The organism is Planococcus sp. TJ-301 (assembly GCF_058268475.1).
This window is the reverse complement of the sequence record NZ_JBZDOH010000011.1, coordinates 1-577: the sequence shown is the minus strand read 5'-3', so window position 1 is coordinate 577 and position 577 is coordinate 1. Positions and strand designations below refer to the sequence as shown.

The 577-nt window shown below is 52.0% G+C and carries 5 tRNA genes and 1 rRNA gene; all 6 read left to right on the top strand.

What is annotated here, in order from left to right:
* The first annotated feature begins 5 nt into the window (after nt 1–5).
* Nucleotides 6–121, top strand: a 5S ribosomal RNA gene (gene rrf / locus AC4EHJ_RS17015).
* 9 nt (nt 122–130) lie between these two features.
* Nucleotides 131–206: transfer RNA gene (locus tag AC4EHJ_RS17010), tRNA-Val, on the top strand.
* A 12-nt stretch (nt 207–218) separates the two neighbouring features.
* Nucleotides 219–294, top strand: a tRNA-Thr gene (locus AC4EHJ_RS17005).
* A 10-nt stretch (nt 295–304) separates the two neighbouring features.
* Nucleotides 305–380 (top strand) — tRNA-Lys (locus tag AC4EHJ_RS17000).
* Between the two features lie 25 nt (nt 381–405).
* A tRNA-Leu gene (locus tag AC4EHJ_RS16995) sits at nt 406–490 on the top strand.
* Nucleotides 491–495: 5 nt separating this feature from the next.
* A tRNA-Gly gene (locus AC4EHJ_RS16990) sits at nt 496–570 on the top strand.
* The last annotated feature ends 7 nt before the right edge of the window (nt 571–577 follow it).

Here is a 577-nt window from a genome sequence, read left to right as displayed (position 1 = left end):
AATAGTCCAGTGATGATGGCAAAGAGGCCACACCCGTTCCCATCCCGAACACGGCAGTTAAGCTCTTTTGCGCCGATGGTAGTTGGGGGTTTCCCCCTGTGAGAGTAGGACGTCGCTGGGCATACATATTGGAGGATTAGCTCAGCTGGGAGAGCATCTGCCTTACAAGCAGAGGGTCGGCGGTTCGATCCCGTCATCCTCCACCATTTTTCTTTTTCGCCGGAGTAGCTCAACTGGTAGAGCAACTGACTTGTAATCAGTAGGTTGAGGGTTCAAGTCCTTTCTCCGGCACCATTTCTCATACGAGCCATTAGCTCAGTTGGTAGAGCATCTGACTTTTAATCAGAGGGTCGAAGGTTCGAATCCTTCATGGCTCACCATTTTTTTTTACAATTTCATTGCCACGCGGGTGTGGCGGAACTGGCAGACGCACTAGACTTAGGATCTAGCGCCTTCGGGCGTGGGGGTTCGACTCCCTTCACCCGCACCATTTTTGCGGAAGTAGTTCAGTGGTAGAACGCCACCTTGCCAAGGTGGAGGTCGCGAGTTCGAACCTCGTCTTCCGCTCCATTTTTTT